Origin of the sequence: Streptomyces sp. NPDC001373 (assembly GCF_042895815.1) — a bacterium.
Classification (GTDB): domain Bacteria; phylum Actinomycetota; class Actinomycetes; order Streptomycetales; family Streptomycetaceae; genus Streptomyces.
Genome location: NZ_JBIAWQ010000053.1, coordinates 1 through 4,397 on the forward strand (window position 1 = coordinate 1; position 4,397 = coordinate 4,397).

Below are 4,397 nucleotides of genomic sequence, written 5' to 3' on the forward strand. Positions count from 1 at the left end.
CATCACCCGCAGCCGCCTCGGACGCCTCACCCGCCAAGGCTTCCTCACCCAGCCCGGACGAGGCTGCTACCAGAAACGGACTTAACGTCCTCTGAGGTTGAACTCGTGGTGTCGCTGGGTCACTCAGGTGGGTTTGATGGTCAGGCCGGTCTCGGCGAGGCAGCCGTTTATGAGGTCGCTGCGGTACTGGATGTGGCGTAGACCGCGGCGGATGCGCTGGATGAGGTGTTCGGGGGTGCTGAAGGCGACGTTGGAGAGCCAGCCGCGCCGCAGGAGGGACCAGATCCCTTCGACGGGGTTGAGGTCGGGTGCATAGGGCGGCAGGTAGTAGATCGTCAGCCAGTCCCGGGCTTCGGCGAACTCCCGCAGGCCGGCGGCCTTGTGGACGTTCAGGTTGTCCCAGACGAGGACAATCGGCCCGCCGAGCTGCTGGTGTGCGGCGATCAGCGGGTCCCGATAGTCGCGCCAGGAGAAGCTCTTGCGCCCGTCGCGTTGGCCGTCGTCCCGGCGCGGCCGGTAGATCAGCCGGGACCGGTGGCCGGGCTTGTAGCAGGTCAGCGCGGCGATGGATATCCGTCTGCGGGAACGACCACGGACCCGCACCACCGGAGTCCGGCCGCGCTGCGACCAGGTCTTGGCCTGCGGCGGCGTCATGGAGAATCCGGCTTCGTCCTCGAACACGAGCCAGGCTCCACGGGCCGCCGCGAGCCTTCCGCGCAGGGCCACACCTCCTTGACCCACCCGGCCACCGCCTCGTCGTCCCGCTCCATCGCACGCCGGGCCGGGACCTGGCAGGACCAGCCATTGCGCACCAGCAGCTTGCGCACGCCCTGGACCGTGTAGGTCAGGTGGAAGCGCCGCCCGATCACCGTCTTCACACGGCTCAGGGTCCAGCGTTGGTCCTCCCAGCCGTGCGCGGCCGGCCCCTTGGCCAGCTCCGCCTCCAGCTGCGCGAACTGTTTCTCGCTCAGCCTCGGCAGCGACGCCGGACCCTGTGACCGCAGAGCCCGCGGACCGCCCTCGTCCCACATCCGCCGCCACCGCTGCACCGAGCGGACGCTGACCCGAAGGTCCTTGGCGATCACCGAGCTCGCCTCGCCCTGGGCGAACCTCTCGGCCGCCTCCAGCCGTAACCCCTCGCGGAACTGCTGACGTTCGGCGGTCAGTCCGCCCCCTTGTGGATACCGCATGCCCCGGTAATACCGCAGCGGACGACCAGCCGTCAGCCCCTACGACACCACGAGTTCAACCTCAGTAACCTCGCCGTTTCACTTGGGGTTGCTGGGCGGCTCTCTTGAAAATTACCTGTGCTGAACCGAACCGCGGTGCGGGTCACGCAGCCTCCCGTGGGGTGACGGTGACGTCCAGACCGAGGGCGGCGAGTTGGGCGATCAGCCGGCGACTCTGGCGTTCCTTGCCGAGCCGGTTGGTGAAGTGGTCGGGACCGAGGTCTTGGTAGGGGACGAGGCCGTGCAGGATGTGCCAGGCAGCGACCAGGATGGAGTGCCCGACTGCGAGGGTCGCGCGTTTCGCGCCGCGGTGCGGGACCAGCCGTCGGAACTGGGCATTTAGGTAGGTGTTCTTACTGCGGGCCGCGCTGGCTCCGGCCATGAACAGCGCGGTCTTGAGCCAGGTGTCGCCGTGCCGGGTGCGTCCGGACAGGCGCTTGCCGGCCGATTCCTTGTTGCCCGGACACATCCCGGCCCAGGACGCGAGATGTCCGGCTGTCGCGAAGCGGCCCATGTCCACTCCGATCTCGGCGATCAGGACCTGGGCCAGCGTCAGGCTGATCCCGGGGATGGTGATCAGCAGGTCGACCTGCCGGCGCAGCGGCTGCAACTGCCGGTTGATCTCCTCGCTCAGTCGGGCGATCCGGTCATCGGCCTCATCGATTGCACGCAGCATTGCGGCGATCATGAACGCATGATGCCCGTTGAAGTTGCCGGTCAGTGCGCGGGTCAGCAGCGGGACTTTGCCCTGCAGGCTGCCCAGCGCAAGGTCGGCCAGCACCCGCGGGTCACGTTCGCCGGCGACCAGGGCGTTCAGCATGGCCCGCGCGGACCGGCCCGTGATGTCGCTGACCACCGAGGACAGTTTGATCCCGGTGTCTTCCAAAAACATCGCGAGCCTGTTCACATCGCGGGCCCGGTCGCGGACGGTCTCCGTGCGATACCGGGTCAGGTCCCGAAGCTGGCGGATGTCGCGCGGGGGCACGAAGGAGGGCCGGACCAGGCCGTGTTCGACCAGGCGACAGATCCACTGGCAGTCCTTCACGTCGGTCTTGCGGCCCGGCACAGTCTTGATGTGCTGGGCGTTCAGCAGCCACGGTTCGATCCCCTCGGTCGCCTCCAGCAGGTAGAACAGCGGCTTCCAGAACGACGCCGTCGCCTCCATACCGATCCGGGTGATCCGGTTCTCCACCAGCCAGTCCCGCAGCTCAAGTAGACCGTCGTTCATCGTCGAGAACGTACGGACCTCATAGCGAGCGCGCTTCCCGGAGCCCGGCACCCGGATGCACACCTTGACATCCGCCTTGCTCAGGTCAGCGCCCCCGCACCGCTCCTCGACCACGTCCATGTCCTGCCCCGCCCTTCGTCGCACACAGCGATGACGGTGCCCGCCCATCCGGGGCCACAGGATTCAAAGAAGCTCTCTTGCGTGCTCATGGCAACAACACTGGACTCCTGCGCTTGGCCCCCACGTCCGACTATCCAACGGGCTCAACGTTCGGCACCAAGCTCCATCGACGTCATCCGGACGGACACCCGCCCCAATTTTCCCGGCCACGGGCGGGACCGACAGGGCCCGGGATGACTATCCACGACGGCTCCGACGCCTTGATCACACCAGCCACAGCAAGATCATCTCATCTGTGGCCAGCAGTTACGGGACACCCCTTACCTCGACTTCCTCGACCTGGTCCTTTCCGAGGAACTGGCCGTCCGCGACGACCGCCGCTTCCGCCAAGGCCTGCGGCTCTCGAAGCTGCCGCACCACAAGACGCTCGACGAGTACGACTTCTCTTTCCAGCCCGAGCTCGACCCGCGCAAGGTCAAGGACCTCGCCACCCTCTCGTTCGTCGAGGGCAAGGCGAACGCCGCCCTGCTCGGGCCACCCGGGGTGGGCAAGACGCACATCGCCGTCGCCTTGGCGGTCGCGGCCTGCCGGGCCGGCTACTCGATCTACTTCACCAGCCTCGACGACATGGTCCGCAACCTCAAGGCTGCCGAGACCGCCGGGCGTCTGACGAACAAGCTCGGCACCTACCTGCGGCCCGGCGTCCTCGTGGTGGACGAGGTCGGCTACCAGCCCCTCGAACGAGCCGAGGCGAACCTGGTCTTCCAGGTCATCTCCAAGCGCTACGAGAAGGGATCGATCATCCTGACCTCGAACAAGACCTTCAGCGAATGGGGCCAGGTCTTCGGCGACGAGGTCCTCGCCACCGCGATTCTCGACCGACTCCTCCACCACTGCGAAGTGATCTCCATCAACGGCCCCAGCTACCGGCTCAAGAACCGCCTCCAGGCCATCGAGCGGGAGAACGACGTGGCCTGACCAGCTGCGATCAGTGCACCGGATCTTCGCCCGGCGGGATGAAGGCATCGGCGCCATCGGCATCCTCGACATGCCCCTGGGCATCGACCGTGATGGCCGTCGCCCGCCCCTGCGAGGTGATGAGCCAGGCCAGCACCTGTTCCGTCAGCGGCGTTCCCCCTGGTCCCTCGTCCTTCCAGTGCACCCGCCACCCTCCACCAGGCACCGCGGCCACGACCTGGTCGGCTCGCTCCAGGTGGGAGAAGTCCTCATAGTCCGTCACCGCACGCAGGGCGCCGCGCTTGGGATCGACGACCAGGGCCGTCCCGGTCGCCTGGTCCCAGCCCTCCACACGCACCATGCGGCCGATCTCTGTGTCGGTGCCGTTGAAGATCGCGGTCCAGCCGGTCTGATTGAAATAGCGAAGAGACACCTCTCCATCATCTCGAACCACGACGCTCGCACTTCACAGGGCTCACTGCTCTGCACGTTCATCCGTACGGAGCTCTGCACATAGCCGAGTACGCCGACAGCAGCCCTCCCGGCGGGCGATCGAACGCGACGACCAGGCGGTCGAGGTCTGGAAGAAGGAGACCTGGCCGCGGGTAAGAGCACCGCGGCGGCGTGCGGCGGCTGGATCGTCTTCGAGGACGAAGCCGGGCAGTCGATGACGCCGCCGCGGGCGAGAAGCTGGGGACGCAACGGCTCAACGCCGGTGGTCCGGGTCCGCGGCTGGGGCTCGGGCCGGGTGTCCATGGCCGGGCTGACCTGCTATTGATCAGAAACTCATGGGGTTCTCGTCCAGGACGTAGCGGACGTGTGGGCCGCCGAAGTAGCCGCGGACGATGTGCGGCTGGCGCTGG

4 protein-coding genes and 1 pseudogene are annotated in these 4,397 nt (G+C 67.2%); 1 reads left to right on the plus strand and 4 read right to left on the minus strand.

The window, feature by feature from the left end:
• Positions 1 to 123 precede the first annotated feature (123 nt).
• The 3 genes from ACFY15_RS36750 to ACFY15_RS36760 all read right to left on the minus strand — a co-directional run bounded on the left by ACFY15_RS36750 (position 124) and on the right by ACFY15_RS36760 (position 2,577).
• Positions 124 to 654, minus strand: coding sequence for a transposase (locus ACFY15_RS36750; RefSeq protein ID WP_390827072.1), 531 nt, complete (start codon positions 652 to 654; stop codon positions 124 to 126).
• Positions 651 to 1,190 (minus strand): transposase, encoded by a 540-nt coding sequence (locus ACFY15_RS36755; protein ID WP_390827070.1) that lies wholly within the window; start codon positions 1,188 to 1,190, stop codon positions 651 to 653. The genes ACFY15_RS36750 and ACFY15_RS36755 overlap by 4 nt, the downstream gene beginning before the upstream one ends.
• 142 nt (positions 1,191 to 1,332) lie before the next feature.
• Positions 1,333 to 2,577, minus strand: coding sequence for an IS110 family transposase (locus ACFY15_RS36760; protein ID WP_390827071.1), 1,245 nt, complete (start codon positions 2,575 to 2,577; stop codon positions 1,333 to 1,335).
• Positions 2,578 to 2,898: 321 nt separating this feature from the next.
• Here ACFY15_RS36760 and istB point away from each other — a divergent pair.
• A pseudogene (gene istB, locus ACFY15_RS36765) lies at positions 2,899 to 3,555 on the plus strand (IS21-like element helper ATPase IstB); the annotation flags it as partial.
• Between the two features lie 10 nt (positions 3,556 to 3,565).
• Here istB and ACFY15_RS36770 read toward each other — a convergent pair.
• Entirely contained in the window at positions 3,566 to 3,967 is a 402-nt protein-coding gene (locus ACFY15_RS36770; RefSeq protein ID WP_228183877.1) for a hypothetical protein, read from the minus strand.
• Between the last annotated feature and the right edge of the window lie 430 nt (positions 3,968 to 4,397).